This window comes from Streptomyces sp. NPDC111507 (genome assembly GCF_055638955.1).
Window position 1 is genome coordinate 480,991 of the sequence record NZ_JBVKBU010000005.1, and the last position, 24,171, is coordinate 505,161.

A 24,171-nucleotide genomic window follows, 5' to 3' on the forward strand; every position below is an offset into this window, starting at 1 on the left:
AATCAACAGCCGACGCGGATACCCACGGATTACCGCTCACGTGGCTCTGCCTGCACCGTAGGACGTACCGGACGACCCCGGTAGAGGATCACGGCGAATAGGGGTATAAACAACAGCTATAGCAAGGAGGGGAGCAGCAGCATGAACATCGAGGGGTTGCGCTATGCACGGGCCGTGTCCATGACGCAGTCGTTCAGTGCGGCCGCGCGAGCTTACGGGGTCACCCAGCCCGCCCTGTCCAACGGCATCGCACGCCTGGAGCAGGAGCTCGGCGTGACGCTGTTCGAGCGCTCACCTCGCGGCGTCAAGCCGACCCCGCACGGCGCACGGATCCTGCCCATGATCGACCGGGCCCTCGACGCTCTCGACTCGGTGGTCGCCGAGGCCCAGCGGCTGGCACACCCGGCCCCCGACACGATCCGCATGGGCGTCTCGCCCCTGATCGGCGCCGACCTCGTCGCCCGGGCCTTCGACGCCGCCCGCCACCTGGACCGCCCACGCGACCTGGTCCTGCGCGAGGCAGATCTCAGACACCTGCGCGACGACCTCCAGGCAGGACAGCTGGACATCGTCCTCGTGCCCGCCGTGCAGGCCATGCCCACTTTCCGGCATCGCGTCATCGCCCGCGAGCCGGTCGTCGTGATCGACCCCGCCGACCCCCGGACCGAGAGCCCGGTCGAGCTGCACGCCGCGGCCGACGCGGCCTACATCCTCGTACCGGACAGCTGCGGGCTGACCACCTTCACCACCGAGCTCTTCCACAGCCACGACCTGGCGCTGCGCACCTATCCCGGCGAGGCCTCCAACTACCGCGTGCTGGACGAGTGGGCACGGATGGGCGTGGGCGCCGCCCTCCTGCCCCAGTCCAAGATCACACACGGCAACGGCAGCAGCCGCCCCCTGGTCCGAGCCGGCGCTCCCGTGGAAATCGCGTACGAGGCCGTGTGGGACAACGACACCCCGCTCGCGGCCGACTTGGAGGACTTCGTCGCGGCTCTCACGCAGTAGGCCGATGAGGGCGTGAGTGATTGACAGAGGTTATGCCTCCATAACTCCGGCACCCCTACCGGAATCACCGTCAGGAATCCAGCGCCGCCGGCATCGCATATCCAGAAATCGTCCTCAACCCTCACCATGGACAAGGCCTTCCGCGTCGAAGCAGCGGCCGTCCACGACCGGCACAAGAAGCCGTTCTTCGACGGCGTTCCAGGGACCGTCTCGCAGGAACCCCTGGCGCACGACGATCTACGAGACGGCCGCGAGTCATTGCGCGGCCACGACGCAGGTCTCGCCCGCCGGCACGGCCGCCCGCTCCCCCGCTCGGGCACGGTGACAGCCGGACAGGACCAGACTCGGCGTACGCACGAGCACGACCCGCACACTTGATTACTCGCCAGTAGCGTCAGCAAAGGGCCGGCAAGTGTCTGATCAGACCTGCTCACAGACGCCAACACCTGTACGTCGTACTACAGTTCGAGTCGCTCGCCACGAGACACGGCTCTCCCCCTGAGCCGTTCCTGCCCCCGGGGGGACGCCGAGCACACCTCGCGAGACGCCCGCTCCAGGAGCCCAGCCCCAGGTCAACGCACCCTTCCGCGCGGTTTCAGTGGTACGGGCGGGAGTTCGGGAGCCGGCAGTGGGGCGCCGTCATAGCCGTGCACTTCGCCGAAACGAGTGCCCTCCATCCAGTCCTTGCGGCCCTCTTCGATGTCCTGCTGGGAACGGCCGATGAAGTTCCACCACATGACCAACTCCTCCTCGAACGGCTCGCCGCCCAGGAGCATGAGGGACGCGTCCGACTCTGCGCGCAGGGGGAGTTCGGTGCGACCGCAGCCGAGGTAGAGCATGGAGCCCGGGAGCATCGGTACGCCGTCGACGTGCGCCTCGCCGGACATGGACAGGACGGCGTACTCGAAGTCGGGCTCCAGCGGCAGTCGTACGTCGGTGCCGCTCGCGAGGGACAGGTCGGCGCCGACGATCGGGGTGTACGTCGTGCCGGGCGAGGTCGCGCCGTCGACGGTGCCCAGGATCAGCGTGGCCTTGAGGCCGGCGGCCGTGACGAGCGGCAGCTCGGCGTGGTGCTCGAAGTGCGGGTCGGTGTGGCGGTGGCTGTCGGGGAGGGCGACCCACAGTTGCGCGCCGTGCAGGAAGCGGGCGTGCGACGTGGGGCTCTCCTCGGAGTGGCTGATGGCCCTTCCGGACGTCATGAGGCCCAGTTCGCGCGGGCGGATCGTCTGCAGGCTGCCCGTGGAGTCGCGGTGCAGCACCTCGCCCTCGTGGAGCCAGCTGACGGTCTGGAGTCCCATGTGCGGGTGCGGCGGGACCTGCATACCGGGCTCGTCGGCGATGTCGTCGGGCCCGTAGTGATCGACGAAGCACCACGCGCCGATCATGCGGCGGCCCAAGTTGGGCAGCAGGCGGCGGACTTCGGTGGACTCGCCGAGCTTGACCCGACGGGGACTGAGGAGTTCACGCACCGGCTCGGCCACCACGAAACCGCGGCCACCGCACAGCGCGGGAACTGCCTCGCGATCAAGATTGCTCATGGGCCACAACCTAGCCCCGTCGGGCACCGTCCGTCAGGCCGTCCTCCCTCCCCTGGGCTCTCCTGGGCTCCCCGGACGGGGGTACTACGCGAAATAGTAGCCATGGACATAGTAGCCATGTATGGTTTTTCTCATGAGTTCGACATCCGAGCACGCGACCCCCGGCTTCCTCGTCTGGCGCCTGTCCACCAAGTGGCGCGTGGCCGTCGATCGGGCGGTCGCGCCGCTGGGTCTGACCCACGCCCAGTACTCGCTGGTCGCGTCGCTGTACGGGATGCACAGGGCCGGGCGGCGGCCGAGCCAGCGTCAGCTCGCCGATCACACCGGACTGGAACCGCTCTACGTATCGAAGCTGGCCCGCGCCCTGGAGGCGGCCGGTGTCGTCGACCGGACGCGGGATCCCGCCGATCCGCGGGCGATCCAGCTGTCACTCACGGAGGACGGACGCGAGGTCGCACGGCGCGCGATCGGGGTGGTCCAGGGGCTGCTGGAGCAGCTTCTCGAACCGCTCGGCGGACTCGGCGGCGAGCGCACGAAGGCGTTCAGCCGCGAATTGGCGACCCTGCTCGACGTATCGCTCGACGTATCGCTCGATGCGCCGGGCGACGCGCCGGGCGATGCATCTCTCGACACACATCTCTCTTCACCTTCTGACGAGGAGCAGCCATGAGCATTCCCACTCCCCCGGTCGGCGGCCAGGTCGTAGGACTGGCCCACTACGCGAGCCGAGCGGCCCTGGAGGCCGCGCTGGTCCGTATCGGAAGCACCTTCAACCAGTCGGTGGCCCTGCGGGCCGTCTCGGACCAGGGCGGCACCGTCGAGCGCGACCGGCTCGTGGGCCGGCTGACCGAGGCACTGAAGATCGAGGAGTCGGTGGCGGAGGAGACCATCGCGGAGATGACGGCCCTGAAGCTACTGACGGAGACGGACGCTCCGCTGGTGTCGATCACCGAGCACGGCCGTGAGGTGTTCGAAGAGATCCGCACGGCCGGGAGCGAGATCGCGGCCCGGCTGTACGCGGGCATACCGGCCGAGGACCTGGCGACGGTAGGGCGCGTGCTGACCCTGGTGACGGAGCGAGCCAACGCGGAGCTGGCCGGCGGATGACGCCCACGGGCCGAGGTGGTGGAATATTCAATCATCAGCTGAGGTTCTGGCACGCGAAGGAGGTCAGCAGTGGACACGAAGTACTACGACCAGGGGACGGACGCGGAGCGCTGGGAGCGGGCGCAGCTGTTCTTCGACGCCAAGGACTACGCCGGTGCGGCGCGCGTTCTGGGCGGCCTTGTGGACGAGGTGCCGGAGCAGACCGGACCGCGGCTGCTGCTGGCCCGCGCGTACTACCACTCGGCCCAACTGCACCGCGCTGAGACCGAGCTGCGCGCGCTCGTCGAGCGTGACCCGGTGGAGCACTACGCCCGGCTGATGCTGGGGCGCACGCTCCAGCGCCAGGGGCGTCACGACGAGGCCGAGTCGCACCTGCGCATCGCCGCCGCGCTCGCGGGTGACTTCGAGCAGGTGTGACCGCCCCCAGGGATGTGACCGCCCCTGGGGGTGCGACCGCCCACTGAGGACGTGAACGTCTCCCCAGGGCATGAACGTCGCCCGAGGCCGTGAACGTCCCCGGGAGCAGGACGAAGAGGCCGGGTGCCGGAGCGCCGTGGCTGGTCATCGAGGTGACCGGCCACAGCCGCGGCACCCGGCCTCCGCCCTGTCACGCCGTGCGCGGCTCCATCAGCCGTGCCAGCAGGTCATCCAGGCTGACCAGGCCGGTCAGCCGCCCCGTGTCGTCGCGTACGACGGCGAGAGAGGCGCGGTGCAGGCGCAACTGTTCGACGGCGTGGGCGACCGTGTCGTGCGGTGACAGCTCCGGGACGGGGCGGGCCAGGTCGCGGGCGACCGCGGCCCGGCCCTGCGCGCGGGCGACCAGAGCGTCACGGGCGTGCACCGAGCCGAGGACCGTGACACCGTCGCGGACCAGCAGGCGGGTGCGGTCGCTGTCCCCGGCGACGCCCAGCACGGCGTCGATCGCCGCGTCGGCGGGGACCGAGGTGATCCGGTCGGCCGGGATCTGGAGGTCGCCGACCGGGTGCTGCGGTTCGGTCAGAGAGCTGGTGATCAGCTCGGAGTCCTCCTTGCTGATCAGCCCGAGCCGCTCCGACTCCTCGACGAGGTGGGTGAGTTGCTCACGGTTGTGGACCGAGGCCAGCTCGTCGCGCGGCGTGACCCGGCAGAGCCGGACCAGCGCGTTGCTCACCTTGTTCAGCCCCACGATCAACGGACGCACCGCCCGGGTCAGGGCCCGGAAGGGCGGTGTGAGCAGCATGGCGGAACGCTCGGGGTGCGCGATGGCCCAGGACTTGGGGGCCATCTCGCCGACCACCATGTGCAGGAAGACGACGACGAACATCGCGAGCGCGAAGGACACGCCGTAGCTCAGGCCGCTGGGCAGGCCCGCCTTGTGGAGCAACGGGTCGAGTTCGTGCGAGATCGCGGGCTTGGACACCGAGCCCAGGCCCAGCGTGCACACGGTGATGCCCAGTTGGGCGCCCGCGAGCATCAGTGACAGCTCGCGCATTCCGGCCAGTGCTGCCCTGGCACCGCGTTGCCCGGCCGCCGCGGCCTGTTCCAGCCGGTGCCGCTTGGCGGCGACCAACGCGAACTCGGCGGCCACGAAGAACCCGCTGCCGACCAGCAGCAGTACGGTCACGAAGAGCGCCATCGAGAAACTCATGCCTGCTCCTCCGCAGTGTCCACACGGTGGATGCGGTGGACACGGCCCGTGCCGCCCACACCGTCCGTACCGTTCACGCCATCCGTACGGTCCGTACGGTCCGTCGTCGGCAGGCGTTCCAGGCGGACCCGTTCCGGTACGTGGCGGTCCAGGGCCTGTACGTCGATCGAGACGCGGCCTGTGTCGGACAGTTCGACGATGACGCGGTCCGCGAGGGCGGGAAAGCGGCCGAGGCGGTCGACGATCAGCCCCGCCACCGTGTCGTAGTCGTCCTCCTCGGGCAGGTCGATGCCGGTCGCCTCGGCGACCTCGTCCAGTCGACGGCCGGCGTCGACGAGCCAGCCCTCGCCGTCGGCGACCGCGATCTCCTTGACGGTGTCGGTCTCGTCCGCGATGTCGCCGACGAGTTCCTCGGCGATGTCCTCGTAGGTGACGATGCCCGCCACGCCCCCGTGCTCGTCGAGGACGACGGCGAACTCGTCGTCGTGGGCCCGCATCTGTGCCACGGCCTCGGGCAGCGGCAGGGTGTCGGGCAGCAGCAGCGGTCTGCGGCCGAGCGCGCCGGCCGTCGTGCGGGTGAGCCGGTCGGCGGGCAGCCGCATCAGCTCGCGTACGCCCAGGACGGCGGTGATGTCGTCCGGGTGGTCACCGAGGACGGGGTAGTTCGAGTGTCCGTGTTCGGCGATCAGCTGGACGGCCTCCGTGGCCGTCGCGTCCTTGCGGACGAAGACGGCGTCGGCGCGCGGCACCATCACCTCGTCGAGGGTGCGGTCGGAGAACTCCAGGGCGTGGTCGAGGAGATCGGCGGTCTCACGCGGCAGCTGCCCGTGCTGGTGCGACTCTCCGATGAGATGGCCGAGTTCTTCGAGGGTCGCGCCGTGGTGGAGCTCCTCGACGGGCTCGATGCCGACCTTGCGCAGCAGCTTGTCGGCGGCGCCGTCGAAAAGCCGTACGACCGGACCGACGACCTTCAGATACGCGAGCGTGGAGCCCGCCAGGGCCTTCGCGAGGCGCTCCGGGACGGCCAGGGCCAGGTTCTTGGGAGCCAGTTCGCCCAGCACCATCTGGAGCACCGTCGCGCACACGAAGGCCAGCACCACCGAAACGCCGGTGACCGCGCCGTCCGGGATGCCGATCCCGGTGAGGACGGGATTGAGCAGGGCGGACACGGACGGCTCGGCGAGGAAACCGACGACCAGACCGGTCACGGTGATGCCGAGCTGGGCGCCCGACAGCATGAAGGACAGCCGCTCCAGCACCTTCAGGGCGCGCATGGCCTGTCGGTCGCCCGCTGCCGCTTCCCGCGCGAGCGCGAGGCGGTCGGCGGCGACGTACGCGAACTCCTGGGCGACGAAGTAGCCGGTGCCGGCGGTCAGGACGAGGACGGCCAGCAGGCCGAGTGCGGCACTCATCGAACACCACCCCACTCTGTGCCGCGATCAAGAGAAATCAGGCGGGGTGGTTCGGGACTGTGTCCCGGGGGGTCCGTCGGTCTGGCGGACAAGGAAGCGCTCCTCTGAAGTCGGTGTGTCCCTGGGAAACGATTCTGTTCGCAAACGAGTTCCCATGCCACCCACGTTCTTTCTACGCGGCTGTAGAAACCCCTGGAGGGGTGTGGTGGCGGAACGACAGAGGAGTGGTGGCCGGTCTAGAGCGGCGTGGCCGCGTGCAGGATCAGGACCATCGTCACGGCCGAGTTCGCCGACGACATCGCGGAGACGAGGGTGCCGACCGCGGCGCCCCACGCGGCCAGCCCCACGGACGTGAACACGGACGGCCAGCTGCGGGCCGCCGGCGCGGGGCGCAGCAGGGCGGCGACCCGGCGCGGCACAGGACCCGCGGACGCGAATCCGGCGAAGCCGGTGAACGCGGCGAACGCCGGCGCCGGGCCCCCGCCCGACAGCAGGGCCGCCTTGCCGATCGCCCGCGCCACCACCGTGCGGTTGCCCACCGACCGGGCCGCGTCCTCGTCCGCCCACCGCTCCGTGGTGTAGACGACGGTCGTACGCAGCGGCCGCAGGAACGGATTGGCGCGCGCCGCGAGTCGTACGGCGAGCAGGTGGCGGTGGTGAGCGGCCTCCAGGTGGGCCCGCTCGTGCGCGAACAGGGCACGGCGCTCGGGCGAGGTGAGGCCGCGCAGCAGGGCCGTGGTGACCACCACGCGGTCGCGGCGTCCGCCGGGGAGAGCGTAGGCGTAGGGCTTCTCCTCGGGGAGTACGACCACGGAACGGCTGGGCAGTGCGGCGAGTGCCCGCCGCGCGCGCTGGGCGACCCGGTGGTGGCGCCACAGGGTGCGCGCGCAGACCGCGAGGACCAGGACCAGGGCCGGGATCGCCGCCTTGCCCGCGATCTCGTCGTGCGGGACGGCGGCGCGGACCTCCGCGTCGGACCAGCCGTCCGGGAGCGGGTTGCCGGGTAGCTGCGCGGTCCCGACGACCATCAGCAGGGCCAGGCAGAGTGTGCTGCACAGGGCCATGACGGTGGCGACCGCCGTCAGCAGCCGGGTGGCCGTACGCGGATGCAGACGCAGTTCGGCGAGGCGTGCCACCGGCCAGGCGCTGAGTGGAAGGACGAGCGGCAGAAAGACGAAGACCCCCATGAGACCTCAGTCTTCCGTACTGTCGGGCACCCCGTCGGCCCCACCCACCACATCGGTCCTGCCCGTCGCGTCGGCCCCGTCCGTAGCGTGGGCCGTCTCCAGGAGCGCGCGCAGGACCTGTTCGTCGTCCGGCGGCAGCGCGGTGACGAAGCTGGCGAGGACGGCCTCGCGGTCGCTCTCGCCGTCGAGAAGCCGGCGCATCTTGAGGGCGGCCAGGCCCGCGACGTCGGCGGTGGGCCGCCACACGAAGGAGCGTCCGCGTCGTTCGCGGGCCACCGCGTCCTTGGCGAGCAGCCGGGTCAGGATGGTGACGACGGTGGTGTAGGCGAGGTCGCCGCCGAGTCGTTCCTGCACCCAGGCGGCGGTCACCGGGGCCTCCGCCTCGCGCAGTGCACCGAGCACCTGGCTCTCCAACTCGCCCTGCCCGCGGCGCCTGGAAGGCCGGTGCGGGTCCTCGCGGTCGCGCTGCGCCATGTCCGTCTCCCTCCGGCGTTCCCCTACCCGATCACGCTACCTGGCCTCCCTGGGTGCGCTTGCCACGGCGGTACGCCATCTCGCCGAGCACGACGTCCACGGCGACGAACACCGCGAGCGGGATGCCGAGGAGCGGAACGAAGTAACCGAGCACGGCGACGGCCGCCATGAGCGGGACGAGAATCTGCGGCGGGACCTGCTGCCAGGCCCCGCGCGGGATGGGGCGGCCGAACGCGGAGGCACGGCCGCGCTGCCACCACATGCGGTAGCCCCACACGATCAGCAGGACCAGGCAGAGCGCGAGGGCCATCAGGGCGATCTGGTTGACGAGGCCGAAGAGGACGCCACTGTGGGCGTCGATGCCCCAGCGCGTCAGTTTGGCGAGCAGCGGGTAGTCGGCGAAGTGGAGTTCGTCGGTGACCTTGCCCGTCGTCGGGTCCACGGCGACGGAGTCCTGCTTCTCGGGCCAGCTGCGCTGGACCTGCTTGACCACGTACGCGGTGGAGGCGTCGGCGGGCACGACGATCTCGACGGGGTCGCCGAGACCCTCCGCGCGGGCGGCCGCGAGGATCTTGTCGAGGTCCTGGGGCGTGGTCGAGGCCGTGGTGCCGCCGGACCCCGTGCCGGTGTGGCCCGCGTGCTCACCGCCGGCCGCCACCGACGCGGACACCGAGGGGGTCGCCTGGCCGAGCGAGGTCCTGAGTTCGTCGATGTTGGCGCCGGCGTAGGTCGACCAGGTGAGTCCGGTCGCCGACAGGAAGAAGAACCCGGCCGCCGCCCACACACCGACGGTGCCGTGCAGCCCGAGGGTGCGACGGCGCCCGGACGTGCCCCGCACCTTGCGCTGGGCTCGCCGCCGGCCGAACCACAGCACCAACCCGCCGGCCGCGATGACCCACAGCCAGCTCGCGGCGAGTTCGCTGTAGAGCCGTCCGTTCTCGCCGAGGTGCAGGTCACGGTGGAGTTCGTCGATCCAGGTGCGCAGCGGGAGCGCGCCGGTGGCGCCGTACTGCTCCAGCGAGCCGCGCACCTTCGCGGTGTACGGGTCGACGAACACCGCGAGCGTGTGCCCCTCGCCGACGCCGGGAACGCCGGAGAGCAGCACCCTGGTCGTCGCGTCCGCCTCCGGCGACGGTCGTACGGCGGAGACCGCGCCCTGCGGGTGTGCCTTGCGGGCGGCGGCGACCTGCTGGGACAGCGGCAGCTTGTCGTTGCCGACCGGGACGGTCAGCTCATGCGCGTACACGATCTTCTCGGCCTGGTAGGAGGCGGCGTACAGGAAGCCGGTCAGGGCCGCGACCAGCAGGAACGGGGCGACGAGTACGCCCGCGTAGAAGTGCAGGCGCAGGATCAGGGGGCGCAGGGTCGCCCTTCGGGTGGGGGCCGGGGCGACGGGTTTGGGGGACTCGTCCGTCGTGGTCGTGGGAGCGGTGGACATGGGCGGGCTTCTCCGGTCGGACGGTGAGGGGAATGCGGACAGAAGCGAGGACAGGAGTAGGGGCGGGGACGGGACAGGGACGGGGGTGGACTCGGGTCGTGGGCCGGCGAGTTGGACTCCCGGCCCGGAGTGGTCCTTGGTGGTCCGTGGTGGTCCAGAAGTCGGGGCGCGGAGGCGTCGAGTTCCCGGGGCGCCATGTGGCCTGAGTCACACGTACGGGCGTGCGGGGATCCGGCAGCCGCCCCTGGCGCCGCCTCGCTTGGCGCGATCGGCCTTGGCATCCTGGCGCGATGGCATCCGAACGTGACCCCAGCGCCTCTCGTCCCCTGAGCGAGCTGGTCGAGGAACTCCTCGGCCATGAAGGCCCGTTGCCCATCGTCGCCGCCGGGGACCCGGTGCTGCGCCGCCCCGCCGAGCCCTTCGCCGGCCAGCTCGACCCGGGGCTCCTGACCCGCTTCGTCGCCGCGCTGCGCGCCACCATGCACGCGGCGCCGGGCGTCGGTCTCGCGGCACCGCAGGTCGGCGTGCCCCTGCGGATCGCGGTCATCGAGGATCCGGCGCCGGTCTCCGAGGAGGTGCGGGGGGTGCGCGGGCGGGTGCCGCAGCCGTTCCGGGTGCTGGTGAATCCGTCGTACGAGGGGGTGGGTGCGGAACGGGCCGCGTTCTACGAGGGGTGTCTGAGCGTGCCGGGGTGGCAGGCCGTGGTAGCCCGGCACGCCGAGGTGCGGCTGACGGCTCTGGACGAGCGGGGCCGGGCGATCGACGAGGTGTTCACGGGGTGGCCCGCGCGGATCGTCCAGCACGAGACGGATCACCTGGACGGCATGCTCTACCTCGACCGTGCCGAGTTGCGCTCGCTGTCTTCCAACCAGGTGATGGCGGAGCGCTGGACGCAGCCGACGCCTGCGGCGGCCGCCACCGCACTGGGCTTCGCCCTGCCCGACTGAGGGTGCGCGCCGCGGGGCCCTGGGGCGAAGAGTGCCCGGCGACGGGAGTGAGGGGTGCGGCCTTGCGGGCGGCTCCGACGCTCCGGGCGCGACCGACCTGCCTGAGACGGGACGCTCTCCGGGGCCGACGCCAGGCCCGGCGCCGCGGCCGGCCCGGCTGACACCGCCGGTCGGGATGTCGGCGGCCGGACCCGGAAAGCCCGGGCCCGAACGGCACCGGTCCGCAGCCCGAACGGTAGCGGTCCGGAGCCCGAGCGGCCGGACCCGTCGGCCCCGGCGGCACCGCCTCGGACGGCGCGGGGCCAGGAGCCGCCGAGGCTCGGACCGCCGCCATCGGCCCATCGATCCCAGGCTCCCGAAGCCCCATACCCGGGGCCGAACCGCCGAGCCCCGAACGGCCGGCCCAGCCGGTCAACCTCAGCCGGCCGAACCCGAAACCGCCGGGGACCCGAACCTCCGCAATGCCCCGCCACCCCAACGCGGTCGAACCCAAATCGACCGAACCCTGAAGCCACGAACCCCAAGGTCGCCGCCGGAACCCAAGTGCGGCCAGAACCCAAGTGGCGGACGCCGAACGGGTGAATGCGGCCGGTCGGTCCCGGAGGGCCGGGGCCCACGCCCTCGGCGCTCAGGCCGCCGACGTGCCAACGGCCGGTGCCGGCCCGCCGATCTCAGGCGGCCGTACCCGAACGACCGGCGCCGGCTACGCGTCCCGGTACATCTCCAGCAGCCGCAGCCACACCTCGCTCACCGTCGGGTACGACGGGACCGCGTGCCACAGGCGGCTGATCGGGACCTCGCCGGCGATGGCGATCGTCGCCGAGTGGATCAGTTCGCCCACGCCGGGGCCGACCAGGGTGAGGCCCACCAGGATCTCGCGGTTGACGTCGACGACCATGCGGGCCTTGCCGCGGTAGCCGTCCGCGTACAGGCCCGCGCCCGCCACGGAGGACATGTCGACGTCGACGGCGCGGACGCGCAGGCCCGCGCGCTCGGCCTCGGCGAGGGAGAGGCCGACTGCCGCGGCCTCCGGGTCGGTGAAGACGACCTGGGGTACGGCCCCGTGGTCGGCGGTCGCCGAGTGCGCGCCCCAGGGATCGGTCTCCAGGAGGGGCACCCCGGCGGCACGGGCGGCGATGGCGGCGCCCGCGATCCGGGCCTGGTACTTGCCCTGGTGGGTGAGGAGCGCGCGGTGGTTCACGTCGCCGACCGCGTACAGCCAGTTGCTGCCGGTGACCCGCAGGCTGTCGTCGACGTCGAGCCAGGAGCCCGGCTCGAGGCCGATCGTGTCGAGGCCGAGGTCGTCGGTGCGGGGCACACGCCCGGTGGCGAAGAGGATCTCGTCGGCCTCGATGCGGTCGCCGGTGTCCGTGAGGGCCACCACGGTGGAGCCCTCGCGCGTCACCGCGGTCACCGAGGTGCCGATGCGGACGTCCACGCCCGCCTCCTTCAGCGACTCGGCGACCAGCTCACCGGCGAAGGGCTCCATGCGGGGCAGCAGTCCCTTGCCGCGGACGAGGACGGTGACCTGGGAGCCGAACGCCTGCCAGGCCGTGGCCATCTCGACGGCGACGACACCGCCTCCCACCACGATGAGCCGGCCCGGCACCTCGTGCGCGCTGGTGGCCTCACGGCTGGTCCAGGGCCGGACCTGGTCGAGCCCCGGCAGGTCGGGGAGCAGGGCGCGGGTGCCGGTGCAGACGGCGACCGCGTGCCGGGCCGTGAGCACCTGCCGCTCGCCGTCGGGCCCGTCGACGGTCACCGTGCGCGGCCCGGCGAGGCGCCCGTGTCCGCGGTACAGGACGGCGCCGATGCCGTCGAGCCAGCCGACCTGTCCGTCGTCCTTCCAGTGGGAGGTGTAGTAGTCGCGGTGGGCGAGGACCGCGGGGACGTCGAGGGGGCCCTGCACCGCCTGGCTGAGGCCGGGCACGTGGCGGGCGTCGGCGCGCGCGATGATCGGGCGCAGGAGAGCCTTGCTGGGCATGCAGGCCCAGTACGAGCACTCGCCGCCGACCAGTTCGCTCTCCACGACCGCGGTGGAGAGGCCGGCCGCGCGGGCGCGATCGGCGACGTTCTCCCCCACGGGCCCGGCCCCGAGCACCACGACGTCGTACACGATGGATTCCGTTTCCGTCATGGGCCCAGTCTGGTCGGTGGTGTGCTCGGAGGCCACACGGGTACGTGCGCGGAATACGCCGCCCAGGAGTGGCGTTGTGCACACCGGCTTCGCCCAGAGGCCCGAGGCCCGACAGCAGGAAGAGGTAGTCACGCCATGAGCAGCACGATGGAGCTGACCAAGGAGAACTTCGACCAGACGGTCACGGACAACGAGTTCGTCCTGATCGACTTCTGGGCCTCCTGGTGCGGGCCGTGCCGTCAGTTCGCCCCGGTCTACGAGAAGGCCGCGGAGGCCAACCCCGACCTGGTGTTCGCGAAGGTCGACACGGAGGCGCAGCCCGAGCTGGCCGCCGCCTTCGACATCCAGTCGATCCCGACGCTGATGATCGTCCGCGACCAGGTCGCGATCTTCGCCCAGCCCGGGGCACTGCCCGAGGCCGCCCTGACGGACGTCATCGGACAGGCCCGGAAGCTGGACATGGACGAGGTCCGCAAGTCCATCGCGGAGCAGCAGGCCAAGCAGGCTCCGCAGGGCGAGTAGGTCCACCGGGCCCGCAGGCGAGTGAACCCCGCGCGACCCTTCGGTCAGAACGGGTACGGCGCCACATCTCCTCGCACCGTCGTCCAGCGCACGTCGGTGAAGGCCTCCAGGTTGGCCTCACCGCCGAAGCGGGCGCCGGTGCCGGAGGCGGCGATCCCGCCGAAGGGGGCCACGGCCTCGTCGTTGACGGTCTGGTCGTTGATGTGGACGATCCCGGTCGGGATGCGTTCGGCCAGGTCCAGGCCGCGCGCGGTGTCCCGGGTGACGATGCCCAGGGAGAGGCCGTAGGGTCCGGCGGCGGCGAGGGCCGCGGCCTCGTCGGCGTCCGCGAACGATCGTACGGGCGCTACCGGGCCGAAGACCTCCTCGGCGTACGCGGGCGTCGTGTCGTCGACTCCCGCGAGGACCGTCGGACGGTAGAAGAGCCCCTCGTGCGTGCCGCCGGCCGCGAGCTTCGCGCCGCGCGCCGTGCTGGATTCCACCAGCCCCTGGATCTTGGCGAGTTGAGCGCTGTCGATGATGGGCCCGAGGTGCACCTGCTCACGGTGCGGGTCGCCGACGGCGAGCGAGTCGGCCTTGGCGGCGAGCCGCTCGACGTACTCCTCGTAGAGGGAGGCGTGGACGAGGTGGCGGCCCGTCGTCATGCAGATCTGGCCCTGGTGGAAGAACGAGCCCCACGCGGCCGTGGAGATCACCGCGTCGATGTCGGCGTCCTCCAGGACGATCAGCGCCGAGTTGCCGCCCAACTCCAGGTGGGCGCGCTTGAGGAGGCGGCCCGCCGCCTCGCCCACCACGCGTCCGGCGGCGGTCGAGCCGGTGAAGGAGATCACCGGTACGTTCGGGTCGGCGACCAGCGCCCGGCCCGCTTCCGGACCGCCGGGCAGAACGTGCAGCAGGCCCTCCGGGAGCCCCGCCTCGGCGAAGACGGCGGCGAGCGCGAGTCCGCCGCAGACGGCGGTGCGCGGGTCCGGCTTCAGGACGACGGCGTTGCCGAGCGCGAGCGCCGGGGCCACCGAGCGGATCGAGAGGATCAGCGGGGCGTTGAACGGGGAGATCACGCCCACCACACCGACCGGGACACGTCGGGTGTAGGACAGACGCGGCGCCTCGGAGGGGAGGATCTGACCGCTGGGGCGGGAGGCGAGGGCGGCGGCCTCGTAGCACTCCTGGGCCGCGACGTGCAGTTCGAAGTCGGCCTTGCCCGGGATCGAGCCGGACTCGCGCACGATCCATTCGCGCAGTTCGTCGGCGTGGGCGGCGAACAGGTCACCGGCCCTGCGCAGCACGGCGGCACGCACGAAGTGCGGTGCCTTCGCCCACTCCGCCTGGGCGGCCCGGGCGTCCCGCGCGACCGTGGCGACATCCTCGGCGGCGGCGAGCGTGACCGTGGCCAGCGTCTCGCCGGTGGCGGGTTCGGTGACGGCGTACTCACCGCCCGCCAGGGTGCGGGACTGCCAGGTCTTGGGGTCGAGCAGCGGCATGTCGGCTCTCCGATCGTTCACTGTTCACCACCGGGACTCATGGTCCCAGCGGCAGTCCCGTGTAGTTCGCGGCCAGTTCGGCGGCCGCGTGGCGGGATGCCGTGATCCGGCGCAGCCGGGCGAGCTGGATCCGGTGGTCGAAGGCATCCCCATTTGGTTGAGTGTGCAACATCCTAGTCATGTCGTACGAGAAGCGGGTGGCCTGCCATACCCGCTCGAGGCACAAGTCCGAGTAGTGGTCGAGAAGTTGGGTCGATCCCGTGCGATGCGACTCGACGAGTCCGCGGGCCAGCACCCGTACGTCGGAGACGGCGAGGTTGAGCCCCTTGGCCCCGGTCGGCGGCACGATGTGCGCGGCGTCCCCCGCGAGGAAGAGCCGGCCGTGACTCATCGGCTCGTGGACGTAACTCCGCATCGACGTAACCGACTTGGAGGAGACGGGGCCGCGTTCCAGGCTCCAGTCGCCGTCGACCGCGAAGCGCGCGGCGAGTTCGTCCCAGACGCGCTCGTCGGGCCAGTCGGCGACGTCGGTACCATTCGGGACCTGTAAGTACAGCCGGGAGACGGTCGGCGAGCGCATGCTGTGCAGAGCGAAGCCGCCGGCACCGCGCGCGTAGATCAACTCCTCGCCCGAGGGCGGCACATCGGCGAGGATCCCGAGCCAGGAGTACGGGTAGTCGTGCGCGTACGTGCGGCTCCGGTCGGCGGGAAAGGCGTTCCGGGAGATGCCGTGATAGCCGTCGCAGCCCACCACGTAGGCACAGCTCAGGGCCTGTTCACGGCCCTCGTGCACAAAGCGCACGACCGGCGCGTCGCTCTCCGGGCGCTCGACCGCCAGGGCCTCGGCCTCGAACAACAGCGGTGGCCCGGCGTCGAGTTGAAGGGCGATCAGGTCCCTCACGATCTCCGTCTGGGCATAGATCGTGACGGTACGGCCACCGGTGAGGGCGGGAAAGTCGATGTGGTGGCGCTCGCGGTCGAAGCGCAGCTCGATGCCGTGGTGGATCAGGCCCTCGGCGTCCAGCCGGTCGGCGGCTCCGCACGCGCGCAGGGCGTCGACCGTGCCCTGCTCCAGCATCCCGGCGCGCTGGCGGTGCTCGACGTGGGCGCGCGACCTGCTCTCCAGCACGGCGCAGTCGATGCCCTCGCGGTGCAGCAGCCGGGCCAGCAGGAGCCCGGCGGGGCCGCCGCCGATGATGCCGACCATGGTCCGCATGGCGCGCCTCCCGTCCCTGATCAGCCCACATCCGGTCCGAACGGGTCGGACGCGGCCGGGGACCAGCTACAGCCTCTCTCAGGTCGAGTCGCGGTGCACCACCCGTGCGCCCAGTACCTCGTGGCTCTCGGGCGCCGCGCCCGGTTCGCGCACCACCCGGTCGACCAGTTCCGCGAGGTCGCGCCCGGACGGCAGTTCGATGTGGACGGTGCTGAGGCGGGGTCGCAGCAGTCGCCCGAGCATGAGGTCGTCGGCGCCGATGACGGCCGTCTCGTCCGGGATGCCGACGCCCTCCTCCTGGAGGGCGCGCATCAGCAGCATGGCGTACTCGTCGTTGTAGGCGAACACGGCGTCCAGGCCGAGCGAGCGCCAGCGCGCCGCCAGCCGGGCGGCGGCGCCCTCCTCGTACGCGAGCGGCAGCGCGGTCGCCGTGGCGTCGGTGCCGGTCAGGGACCGGCGTACGCCGTCGAGCCGGGACTGGGAGAAGATCTCCAGGCCGGGTTCCTCGGGCACCACGACGCCGATCCGGCGGCGACCGCGGGCCAGCAGGTGGACGCCCGCGCTGTGGCCGACCTTGTCGTGGTCCATGAGCAGCGCGTGCGCGCCCTCGACGCGCTCGGGGCCGAGCGTGACGACGGCCCGGGCGCCGGAGCGCTTGAGGACGGCCACGCCCTGCGGGCCGAGGTCGCTGCCGGGCACCAGCACGGCGACCGGTCGCAGCTCCGCCCAGGCGCGGGCGGCCTCGTCGCCGTGCAGGCCGACACTGCCGTACTGCACGACCGTGTAATCCAGACGGCCCAGCGCCCACTGAAGTTCGTTGAGGAACTGGCTGTAGAGCGGTCCCACGGGCACGCTCGGCGTGGGCATCAGGACCATACGGCTGTGTCCGGCGCGCAGGGAGCGGGCGGCGGCGTGCGGAACGTACCCGAGTTCCTTGGCCGCCTCGTGGACGCGGCGGCGGGTGGGTTCGCTGATCCGGACGGCGCTGGTGTTGTTCAGTACGTACGAGACGGTGGCCCGGGAGACGCCCGCCAGGCGTGCCACATCGGCACTCGTCGGCACGGGTCGTTGCGCGGGCGTCGGCGGGACGGGCTGCTTCGGTATCTGCACCATGACGTCTCGCATCCTTGCAGAAACCCCGGTCGCTCCTTCGCGCCGGGGGAACCTCGTGGGCCCGTCGTGCCGGAACACCCGCTTCCGCGAGGGAACTTCCGCATCTCATGCGGGATGGCCCGTGGTGCGTTTACCGTGCGGTAGACGACGTGCTCCGGAGGTGGTCAGGTATGACTCACGACCGTGCCGCAGGTCTGGCGGAGTGTGCGCGCGCCCTCGCCCACGGGGAGGTGAGCGCACGCGAGCTGGTCGAGCGGGCGCTGACCCGTATCGAGGCGACGCAGCACTCCCTGAACGCCTTCCGGGTGGTGCGCGCCGAAGCGGCGCTCGCCGAGGCCGACGCGGCGGACAGGGAACTCGCCGCCGGAGTGCGCAGGCCGCTGCTCGGCGTGCCGGTGGCGGTGAAGGACGACATGGACGTGGCGGGCGAGCCGACCGCGTTCGGCTGCCGGGGTGTGTTCCCGCCCGAGGCCGAGGACGGGGAGGCGGTACGTCGGCTGCGCGCGGCCGGCGCGATCGTCATCGGCAAGACCAACACCTGCGAGCTCGGCCAGTGGCCGTTCACCGAGGGGCCCGCCTTCGGCGCCACCCGCAACCCCTGGCACGCCGAGCACACCCCGGGCGGCTCGTCCGGCGGCTCGGCGGCGGCGGTCGCGGCGGGCCTCGTCCCGGCCGCGCTGGGCTCGGACGGCGCGGGCTCGGTCCGCATCCCGGCCTCCTGGACCCACCTCATCGGCATCAAGCCGCAGCGCGGCCGGATCTCGACCTGGCCGCGCGCGGAGTCCTTCCAGGGCATCACGGTCAACGGCACCCTCGCCCGTACGGTCGCGGACGCGGCCCTGCTCCTGGACGCGGCGAGCGGCAACCACGACGGCGATCTGCACCGCCCGCCCGCGCTGCGGGTGTCCGAGGCGGCGGGCCGCGAACCGGGCCGGCTGCGGATCGCGCTGTCGCTGAAACCGCCGTTCACGGCGCTGCCCGCGCGCCTGGACCCCGTCGTACGGGCGCGGGTGCTCGCGCTCGCGGAGCGGCTCGCGGCGCTCGGCCACACGGTGGAGGAGGCCGAGCCCCGGTACGGGCAGATCGGGCTCACCTTCATCCCGCGCGCGACGGCCGGGATCGCCGAACGGGTGCGCGACCTGCCCCACCCGCACCTCCTCGACCGGCGGACCCTGGGCGCGGCCCGGCTCGGCCGACTGCTCGGCGGCGCACCCCTGCGCGTGGCCCGGCGCGCCGAGGCGTCCCTGCACCGGAGGATCGGCGCGCTCTTCGACACCTACGACGTCCTGCTCGCGCCGACCACGGCCGCTCCCCCGCCGCGCATCGGCTCGATGATGGACCTGAACGGCCTGGGCACCGACCGGGCCATGATCGCCGCCTGCCCCTACGCATGGCCGTGGAACATCCTGGGCTGGCCGGGGGTGAACGTCCCCGCGGGGTTCGTCGACGGCGGCCTGCCGGTCGGCGCCCAGCTCCTCGGTCCGGCGAACAGCGAACCGCTGCTCGTCTCCCTGGCCGCCCAGTTGGAGGCCGACCAGCGCTGGCACGAACACTGGCCGCCGCACGGGGCGCCCGCGGACTCCCCCGCGGTGTAGACGAGTCGAGTCGACTGCGCGTGCCGGTGGGCGAGTTCGGGACGCGTGCCGGTGAGCGAGTTCGCCGCGAAGACACTGACCAGGGGATTTGGGCCGTACGCTGGCCCCATGGACGATGCGTCGATGGTCGGGTTGATGGGGCGGGTGACCGGCACGGTCGGACCCGGGCTCGTCGGTGAGGTGATCGTCCGGGTCCGCGGCGGCGCCGAGCATTTCCTCGCGTACCCGGCCGCGGCGAAGGAGCGCATCGAGCGCGGCACGGTGGTGATGGTGGTCGAGTACCTGCCGCCGCGCACGGTGTACGTATCGGCCGCGTACGACAGTTGACGGCTCGTCTGCGCACGCTCCGTCCCAGGTGAGAGCGGTGTGCGTCAAGATTGCAACAAGGAACCGTCAGCGTCTGTACCCCGGTCCTGCACAGGAGCACACTCCCTTCGTTCGGTGCCGATAGGGCACCATCCAAAGGGGGCGTATGCCGATGGTTGTCGGCGTCGTGGCGGGGGCTGTTGTCCTCGCACTGATCTTCATCGTTGTGGTCTTCAAGCTCATGTGGCGTGTCGCGGAGCCCAACGAAGCACTGATCATCTCCGGTTCGAAGCATCGGACCGAAGGCCTTGAAGAGGGCATGGGATTCCGCATCGTGACGGGGCGCGGCACCCTGGTGCTGCCGGGTGTGCAGGCGGTACGGAAGATCTCACTCGACCTCAACGAGACCGAGCTGCACGTGGACTGCGTGACCACCCAGGGCATTCCGCTGAAGGTGCGGGGTGTGGTCATCTTCAAGGTGGGCGACGACTTCGTGTCGATCGCCAACGCGGGGCGTCGCTTCCTCGACCAGCAGAAGATGATGTCGGAGCGGGTGCACAACGTGTTCGCCGGTCATCTGCGGTCCATCGTCGGCGGGTTGACCGTCGAGGACATGATCCGCGACCGGGAGAAGCTGACCGGCCAGACCCGGGCCGCGTGCGGGACGGAGATGGAGAAGCTCGGTCTGATCGTCGACTCGCTGCAGATCCACGAGATCGAGGACCCGACCGGGTACATCAAGAACCTCGCGATGCCGCACGCCGCCGCCGTACAGCGGGACGCGCGCATCGCGCAGGCGGAGGCGAACCGTCTCGCCACCGAGGCCGAACAGAAGGCCGCGGCCCGGATGTCTGAGGCGACCCGGGACAGCGAGATCCTCCAGGCCGGCTACCAGGCCGAGCGCGACAAGGCGGCGGCGAAGGCGCGGCAGGCCGGACCGCTCGCGGACGCCGCGGCCCGGCAGGACGTCGTCGTGCAGGAGACCCGGATCGCCGAGCTCGACGCCCTCCGTCGTGAGCAGCAGCTCCAGGCGGACGTCCGCAAGCCGGCGGACGCCCAGGCGTACGAGACGCGGGCCCGCGCCGAGGCCGAGCGTGACGCGCGTATCTCGGCGGCTCAGGCCAAGGCCAAGGAGACCGAGCTCGCGGCCGCGGCGGAGGCGAACCGGGTCAAGACGGCCGCCAACGCGGAGGCCGAGGCGACGAAGGCCCGGGGTGCGGCCGCCGCGACGGCGACCAGGGCCACGGGTGAGGCCGAGGCCGCAGCGGCTCAGGCCAAGGGTCTCGCGGCGGCCGAGGCGACCCGGGCGCAGGGTCTCGCGGAGGCGGAGACCATCAAGGCGAGGGCCGCGGCCCTCGCCGAGAACCAGGAGGCGGTGGTTGCCCAGCAACTCGCCGAGAACTGGCCCGAGATCGTCCAGGCGGGCGCCAGCGCGTTCGGGAACGTCGACCACATGGTGCTGCTCAACGGCGCCGACGGTATGTCGGACATGTTCGCCAAGGCGCTCACCATGGGCGGCACGGGCCTCGGCCTCGCCCGTCAGCTGCTCTCGTCGATGAACCAGGACGGGTCGGCCGGCAACGGTACGGGGAGCAACGGCGCCGCCGGGCTCAACGGGGCCGTACCGCCGCGCACGGAGAAGGTGCCGGTGGAGGGGGACGGCAAGCCGTGACGCCGAAGGACAACGCCGGGGACTGATCCCGGCGGGGCGACGAGGGTGTTCCAGTCCCTCGTCGCCCGCTCCGCGTGGGCGATGCGGCCCTCCGCCCCGGCCGCTCGGCCCCTTCGGCCTACGCGGCCGCGGCGCCGACCAGGCCGTCGAGCCAGGCCTGGTGGCCGTTGAGCATCGGGTTCGGCCGCTCGGTGGCCAGCGCTGCGGCGGGCCGACCGATCTGGGTCTCCTGGGTGAGGACGCGGACCCGGCCGCCGGGCAGGTCCTCCACGAGCCAGGCGTGCAGGACGTCGAGCCGCTCCTCGGGCGTGCCGTCCTGCTTCGCCGTCCAGGACAGACGGCCCGGAGTGTCTTCGGCGGGCGCCTGGAACTCCACGACGTGCGCGTCCAACGGCGGGAAGCCGAAGGTGCCGAAGCGGAAGTGGATGCCGTCCGTCAGCACGGGGCCACCGCCCTGGGTAAAGCCGATGTCGGCGACGTTGTCGTAGTACGACTCCCACCGCGAGGTGTCGACGAGGTGGCGCCAGACGTCGGCGGCGCTCAGGCCTGCCACGACGACCTCGTTGGAGACGAAGTTGTCTCCGGTGCCCGGCAGGTAGCGCTCGGGCCAGGTGATCGCGTTCTGGGTGGTCATGGCAGGTCCCTTCAGGAGGTACGACGAGGGTGTTCGGCGGGGGTGTTCGGGGCGTCGGGGGAGGTGGCGGCGTTTCGACGTTAGGCTCGGCCGCCATTCGATGGCCAATAGGAGAGCCGATTTCTTCCATCGATACTCCGATGGGAGCCGGGGTTAGGCTGGTCGGCATGAAGAACGCGACGCCCGAGGAGACCTCGCCCCTCTCCGGCCGGGAACGAATCACGCCGCATGTCGATCTGAACCTGCTGCGGACCTTCCTCGCCGTCTACCGCTCCGGCTCGTTCACCGGCGCCGCCCCGCTGCTCGGCCTCTCCCAGCCGACCGTGACCGCCCAGATCCGCACCCTGGAGCAGCAGACCGGACGCGAGCTGTTCACGCGCCTCCCGCGCGGCGTGGAACCCACGCCCCTCGCCCATGACCTGGCCGACCAGGTGGCGGGCCCTCTCGACGCGCTCGCCGCCCTCGAAGGCCGCAGCGACGTACTCGGCGGGCAGGCCGCGCCGGTGCACCTCGCCGGGCCTTCGGAGTTGCTGTGCACGCGGGTGCTGCCCGCGCTCGCGCCACTCGTCGCCGAGGGCGTACAACTGCGCGTCACGCAGGGGCTGCCCGAACCCCTCGTGGACGACCTGCGCGCGGGCCACCACGATCTGCTGATCGCGACCAGGCGGCCGCGCGGGCGCCTCGCGGCACTGCCGCTGGCGGACGAGGAGTACCTCCTGGTCGCCGCTCCGAGCTGGGCGCGGCGCGTCGAGGAGCACCCGTCGGCCGACGACATCTGCACCGCGGTCCGGGACGTTCCCCTGGTCACCTACGCCGAGGATCTGCCCCTCGTGCGCCGGTACTGGCGCAACGTCTTCGGCAAACAGCTCGCGGCCCGGGCCGCGGTCACCGTGCCCAACCTGTACGCCGTCGTCTCCGCGGTCACCGCGGGCGCCGGCTACAGCGTGCTGCCCCGCTCCCTGTGCGAGGAGCACCTCGCCGACGGACGCCTCACGCTGCTCCACGAGCCGGTCGAACCGCCCCTCAACACCCTCTTCCTCGTCCAACGCCCCGGCGCCGACGCCAACCCGGACGTCGTACGGGTCCGCGACCGCCTCCAACACGCGGCCCGGGCCTGGTAGTCCGCCATCTCGGGCACCCGCTCGGCGGGTTGAGCAGGGCAGGCTCTAACGTGAGCCGCGTGACTGCCTTTACCGATGACACCGCCGAAGACGTTCCCGGCCGCTACGGCCCTTCCGCGACCACCGAGGCCGAACCCCGCGAGGTGGGACGGGTGCGGACGGAGTACGCGCCCGCGCACGACGGCGACCCCGATCCCGGCGAGATCGTCTGGACATGGGTGCCGTTCGAGGAGAACGACGGGCGGGGCAAGGACCGTCCGGTGCTCGTCGTCGCCCGCGAGGACGCCGGCACGCTGCTCGCCGTCCAGCTGTCGAGCAAGCGGCACGACGGGGACCGGGAGTGGGTGCCGATCGGGAGCGGGCCCTGGGACCGGTCGGGGCGGGACTCGTGGGTGGATGTGGACCGGGTGCTGCGGCTGCACGAGGACGGGATGCGGCGGGAGGCCTGTGCGCTGGACCGGATGCGGTTCAATTCGGTCGTGCGCCGCTTGCAGGAGCGGTACGGCTGGCGTTGAGGGCTCGCACCTGGGCGAACGTCTGCTCGAAGGAGCCTCGCGTCGCCTGATCCCTCGTGCGGTCCAGGACGCCGAACACGACCTGGTCGAAAGCACCCTCGAAGCGGCCCGTGACCAGCAGGTCGTGGAACGCGCCCGCCACCTGCGCCGGATCGTTCCGGAAGACGCCGCAGCCCCACGCGCCCAGCACCAGCCAGCGGTAGCCGTGGGCCGCGGCGGTCTCCAGGACGCGCTCGGCGCGTACGGCCAGCGCGGGTCCCAGCTCGGGCGCGCGCTCCGGGGACGTACGCAGGACGACTCCGGCGTTGGGGGCCGCGGCGGTCAGGAATCCGGCCGTGTACGGCTCGTCGAGCAGAGCTCCGCGGTCGTCGCGAAAGACGGGCACGGCGGGTGAGTGGATGACACGGTCCGTGTAGAACGGATCCCGGTGGGCGCGGTGGTGGTCGTAGAACTCCCGGGCCCGCAGCAGACACGTGTACAGCGCGGAGGCCCGGCACAGGGCCTCCTCCTGGGCCTGTGCGCCGTTCAGGAAGCCGCCGCCCGGGTTGCGCGCCGAGGCGAAGTTCAGGACGGCGACCGGGTCGGCCGGGCGCCCTGCGTCCTTGCGCACGAGCCGTCGGGCGGCCTCCAGACTGCTCTCGCCCGTCACCTCGAACAGCGTGCTCCCGTGCGGTGCGCGCGCGGGGCCGGCGGCCGGTCCCCCGACCGGTCCGGGGCCGTACATGCGCGTTCCCGTCCGCGCAGCCTCGACGGCCGCGGCGATCGACACCGCGCGTCCGTCGGACGCGCGGTACCCGCCCGCCGCGACGATCTCCTGCGTCTGCTGCGCGAGCGCGCGCAGGCGCGCACTCATGGCGCGACCCCCGTACGCGCCACGAGAACGCCCCTCGCGATCTCCCCCGTCGTGCCCATGAACGCATCGTGAGCGATGCTGGTCCTACGGCGCAACGGAATTTCCCAGCCTCGTAAACAGCGCCTCGCGGTCCGGCAAACAGCGCCTCCGGAACCCGCGAGCGACGATTTGCACCCTTGTGCGAACCGCCAAGAGGGTCTTGGGTGGGACGAGCGATGCCGGTCCGGCACCACAGAAGTCGGGCCGGCGGCATGGTGGAATCTCAGGA

24 protein-coding genes are annotated in these 24,171 nt (G+C 71.9%); 12 read left to right on the top strand and 12 right to left on the bottom strand.

Features of this window, described 5'->3' with window-relative positions; all coding sequences use genetic code 11:
- Window positions 1-141 precede the first annotated feature (141 nt).
- Both ACZ7M2_RS23445 and ACZ7M2_RS23450 read left to right on the top strand, forming a co-directional pair.
- Complete coding sequence (locus tag ACZ7M2_RS23445; RefSeq protein WP_471596890.1) at window positions 142-1,008, top strand: LysR family transcriptional regulator; 867 nt, start codon at window positions 142-144, stop codon at window positions 1,006-1,008.
- Between the two features lie 126 nt (window positions 1,009-1,134).
- Entirely contained in the window at window positions 1,135-1,386 is a 252-nt protein-coding gene (locus ACZ7M2_RS23450; RefSeq protein WP_471596891.1) for a hypothetical protein, read from the top strand.
- A gap of 194 nt (window positions 1,387-1,580) precedes the next feature.
- On the opposite strand, the gene ACZ7M2_RS23455 is transcribed toward ACZ7M2_RS23450, so the two are convergent.
- Entirely contained in the window at window positions 1,581-2,546 is a 966-nt protein-coding gene (locus tag ACZ7M2_RS23455; RefSeq protein ID WP_471596892.1) for a pirin family protein, read from the bottom strand.
- 133 nt (window positions 2,547-2,679) lie between these two features.
- On the opposite strand from ACZ7M2_RS23455, the gene ACZ7M2_RS23460 reads away from it, so the two are divergent.
- From ACZ7M2_RS23460 to ACZ7M2_RS23470, 3 genes are all read left to right on the top strand, one after another.
- Window positions 2,680-3,216, top strand: a complete 537-nt coding sequence (locus ACZ7M2_RS23460) for a MarR family winged helix-turn-helix transcriptional regulator (protein WP_471596893.1) — start codon at window positions 2,680-2,682, stop codon at window positions 3,214-3,216.
- Window positions 3,213-3,653: a MarR family winged helix-turn-helix transcriptional regulator gene (locus ACZ7M2_RS23465; RefSeq protein ID WP_471596894.1), complete on the top strand. Its 441-nt coding sequence runs from the start codon at window positions 3,213-3,215 to the stop codon at window positions 3,651-3,653. The genes ACZ7M2_RS23460 and ACZ7M2_RS23465 overlap by 4 nt, the downstream gene beginning before the upstream one ends.
- Before the next feature lie 69 nt (window positions 3,654-3,722).
- Complete coding sequence (locus ACZ7M2_RS23470; RefSeq protein WP_352047399.1) at window positions 3,723-4,070, top strand: tetratricopeptide repeat protein; 348 nt, start codon at window positions 3,723-3,725, stop codon at window positions 4,068-4,070.
- Between the two features lie 190 nt (window positions 4,071-4,260).
- On the opposite strand, the gene ACZ7M2_RS23475 is transcribed toward ACZ7M2_RS23470, so the two are convergent.
- The 5 genes from ACZ7M2_RS23475 to ACZ7M2_RS23495 form a co-directional block, all read right to left on the bottom strand.
- Entirely contained in the window at window positions 4,261-5,280 is a 1,020-nt protein-coding gene (locus ACZ7M2_RS23475) for a hemolysin family protein (RefSeq protein ID WP_471596895.1), read from the bottom strand.
- On the bottom strand, window positions 5,277-6,692 hold the full coding sequence (locus tag ACZ7M2_RS23480; RefSeq protein ID WP_471596896.1) for a hemolysin family protein: 1,416 nt from the start codon (window positions 6,690-6,692) through the stop codon (window positions 5,277-5,279). Before ACZ7M2_RS23480 ends, ACZ7M2_RS23475 begins: the two co-directional genes overlap by 4 nt.
- Window positions 6,693-6,928: 236 nt before the next feature.
- Window positions 6,929-7,879 carry a M56 family metallopeptidase gene (locus ACZ7M2_RS23485; RefSeq protein ID WP_471596897.1) on the bottom strand — a complete coding sequence of 317 codons (951 nt, stop codon included), beginning with the start codon at window positions 7,877-7,879 and terminating at the stop codon, window positions 6,929-6,931.
- Between the two features lie 6 nt (window positions 7,880-7,885).
- Entirely contained in the window at window positions 7,886-8,353 is a 468-nt protein-coding gene (locus tag ACZ7M2_RS23490) for a BlaI/MecI/CopY family transcriptional regulator (RefSeq protein WP_471596898.1), read from the bottom strand.
- Between the two features lie 31 nt (window positions 8,354-8,384).
- Window positions 8,385-9,791 carry a PepSY-associated TM helix domain-containing protein gene (locus tag ACZ7M2_RS23495; protein ID WP_471596899.1) on the bottom strand — a complete coding sequence of 469 codons (1,407 nt, stop codon included), beginning with the start codon at window positions 9,789-9,791 and terminating at the stop codon, window positions 8,385-8,387.
- A 290-nt stretch (window positions 9,792-10,081) separates the two neighbouring features.
- Here ACZ7M2_RS23495 and ACZ7M2_RS23500 point away from each other — a divergent pair, with 290 nt between their 5' ends.
- Window positions 10,082-10,738: a peptide deformylase gene (locus ACZ7M2_RS23500; RefSeq protein WP_471596900.1), complete on the top strand. Its 657-nt coding sequence runs from the start codon at window positions 10,082-10,084 to the stop codon at window positions 10,736-10,738.
- A 703-nt stretch (window positions 10,739-11,441) separates the two neighbouring features.
- Here ACZ7M2_RS23500 and ACZ7M2_RS23505 read toward each other — a convergent pair.
- Window positions 11,442-12,875 carry a dihydrolipoyl dehydrogenase family protein gene (locus ACZ7M2_RS23505; RefSeq protein WP_471596901.1) on the bottom strand — a complete coding sequence of 478 codons (1,434 nt, stop codon included), beginning with the start codon at window positions 12,873-12,875 and terminating at the stop codon, window positions 11,442-11,444.
- 135 nt (window positions 12,876-13,010) lie between these two features.
- Here ACZ7M2_RS23505 and trxA point away from each other — a divergent pair, with 135 nt between their 5' ends.
- Window positions 13,011-13,397: a thioredoxin gene (trxA, locus tag ACZ7M2_RS23510; RefSeq protein ID WP_054231635.1), complete on the top strand. Its 387-nt coding sequence runs from the start codon at window positions 13,011-13,013 to the stop codon at window positions 13,395-13,397.
- Window positions 13,398-13,441: 44 nt separating this feature from the next.
- Here the strand turns inward: trxA and ACZ7M2_RS23515 are convergent, their stop codons facing one another.
- The 3 genes from ACZ7M2_RS23515 to ACZ7M2_RS23525 form a co-directional block, all read right to left on the bottom strand.
- A complete protein-coding gene (locus tag ACZ7M2_RS23515; RefSeq protein WP_471597021.1) occupies window positions 13,442-14,878 on the bottom strand; it encodes a benzaldehyde dehydrogenase in 1,437 nt (478 codons plus the stop codon).
- Between the two features lie 37 nt (window positions 14,879-14,915).
- The gene (locus ACZ7M2_RS23520; RefSeq protein ID WP_471596902.1) at window positions 14,916-16,094 is read right to left on the bottom strand and encodes a 4-hydroxybenzoate 3-monooxygenase; all 1,179 of its coding nucleotides are present in this window, start codon (window positions 16,092-16,094) and stop codon (window positions 14,916-14,918) included.
- A gap of 78 nt (window positions 16,095-16,172) precedes the next feature.
- Entirely contained in the window at window positions 16,173-17,207 is a 1,035-nt protein-coding gene (locus ACZ7M2_RS23525; RefSeq protein WP_471596903.1) for a LacI family DNA-binding transcriptional regulator, read from the bottom strand.
- A gap of 170 nt (window positions 17,208-17,377) precedes the next feature.
- Here ACZ7M2_RS23525 and ACZ7M2_RS23530 point away from each other — a divergent pair, with 170 nt between their 5' ends.
- From ACZ7M2_RS23530 to ACZ7M2_RS23540, 3 genes are all read left to right on the top strand, one after another.
- Window positions 17,378-18,802 (top strand): amidase, encoded by a 1,425-nt coding sequence (locus ACZ7M2_RS23530; RefSeq protein ID WP_403698323.1) that lies wholly within the window; start codon window positions 17,378-17,380, stop codon window positions 18,800-18,802.
- A gap of 108 nt (window positions 18,803-18,910) precedes the next feature.
- Entirely contained in the window at window positions 18,911-19,129 is a 219-nt protein-coding gene (locus ACZ7M2_RS23535) for a hypothetical protein (protein WP_095857581.1), read from the top strand.
- Between the two features lie 145 nt (window positions 19,130-19,274).
- Window positions 19,275-20,780 (top strand): flotillin family protein, encoded by a 1,506-nt coding sequence (locus tag ACZ7M2_RS23540; protein WP_471596904.1) that lies wholly within the window; start codon window positions 19,275-19,277, stop codon window positions 20,778-20,780.
- Between the two features lie 118 nt (window positions 20,781-20,898).
- Here ACZ7M2_RS23540 and ACZ7M2_RS23545 read toward each other — a convergent pair whose 3' ends face one another.
- The gene (locus tag ACZ7M2_RS23545; protein WP_471596905.1) at window positions 20,899-21,414 is read right to left on the bottom strand and encodes an SRPBCC family protein; all 516 of its coding nucleotides are present in this window, start codon (window positions 21,412-21,414) and stop codon (window positions 20,899-20,901) included.
- Between the two features lie 167 nt (window positions 21,415-21,581).
- Here ACZ7M2_RS23545 and ACZ7M2_RS23550 point away from each other — a divergent pair, with 167 nt between their 5' ends.
- The gene (locus tag ACZ7M2_RS23550) at window positions 21,582-22,535 is read left to right on the top strand and encodes a LysR family transcriptional regulator (protein ID WP_471596906.1); all 954 of its coding nucleotides are present in this window, start codon (window positions 21,582-21,584) and stop codon (window positions 22,533-22,535) included.
- Window positions 22,536-22,594: 59 nt separating this feature from the next.
- Complete coding sequence (locus ACZ7M2_RS23555; RefSeq protein WP_095851156.1) at window positions 22,595-23,050, top strand: type II toxin-antitoxin system PemK/MazF family toxin; 456 nt, start codon at window positions 22,595-22,597, stop codon at window positions 23,048-23,050.
- Here ACZ7M2_RS23555 and ACZ7M2_RS23560 read toward each other — a convergent pair.
- A complete protein-coding gene (locus tag ACZ7M2_RS23560) occupies window positions 23,004-23,903 on the bottom strand; it encodes a TIGR02452 family protein (RefSeq protein ID WP_471596907.1) in 900 nt (299 codons plus the stop codon). The genes ACZ7M2_RS23555 and ACZ7M2_RS23560 overlap by 47 nt on opposite strands.
- Window positions 23,904-24,171: the final 268 nt, after the last annotated feature.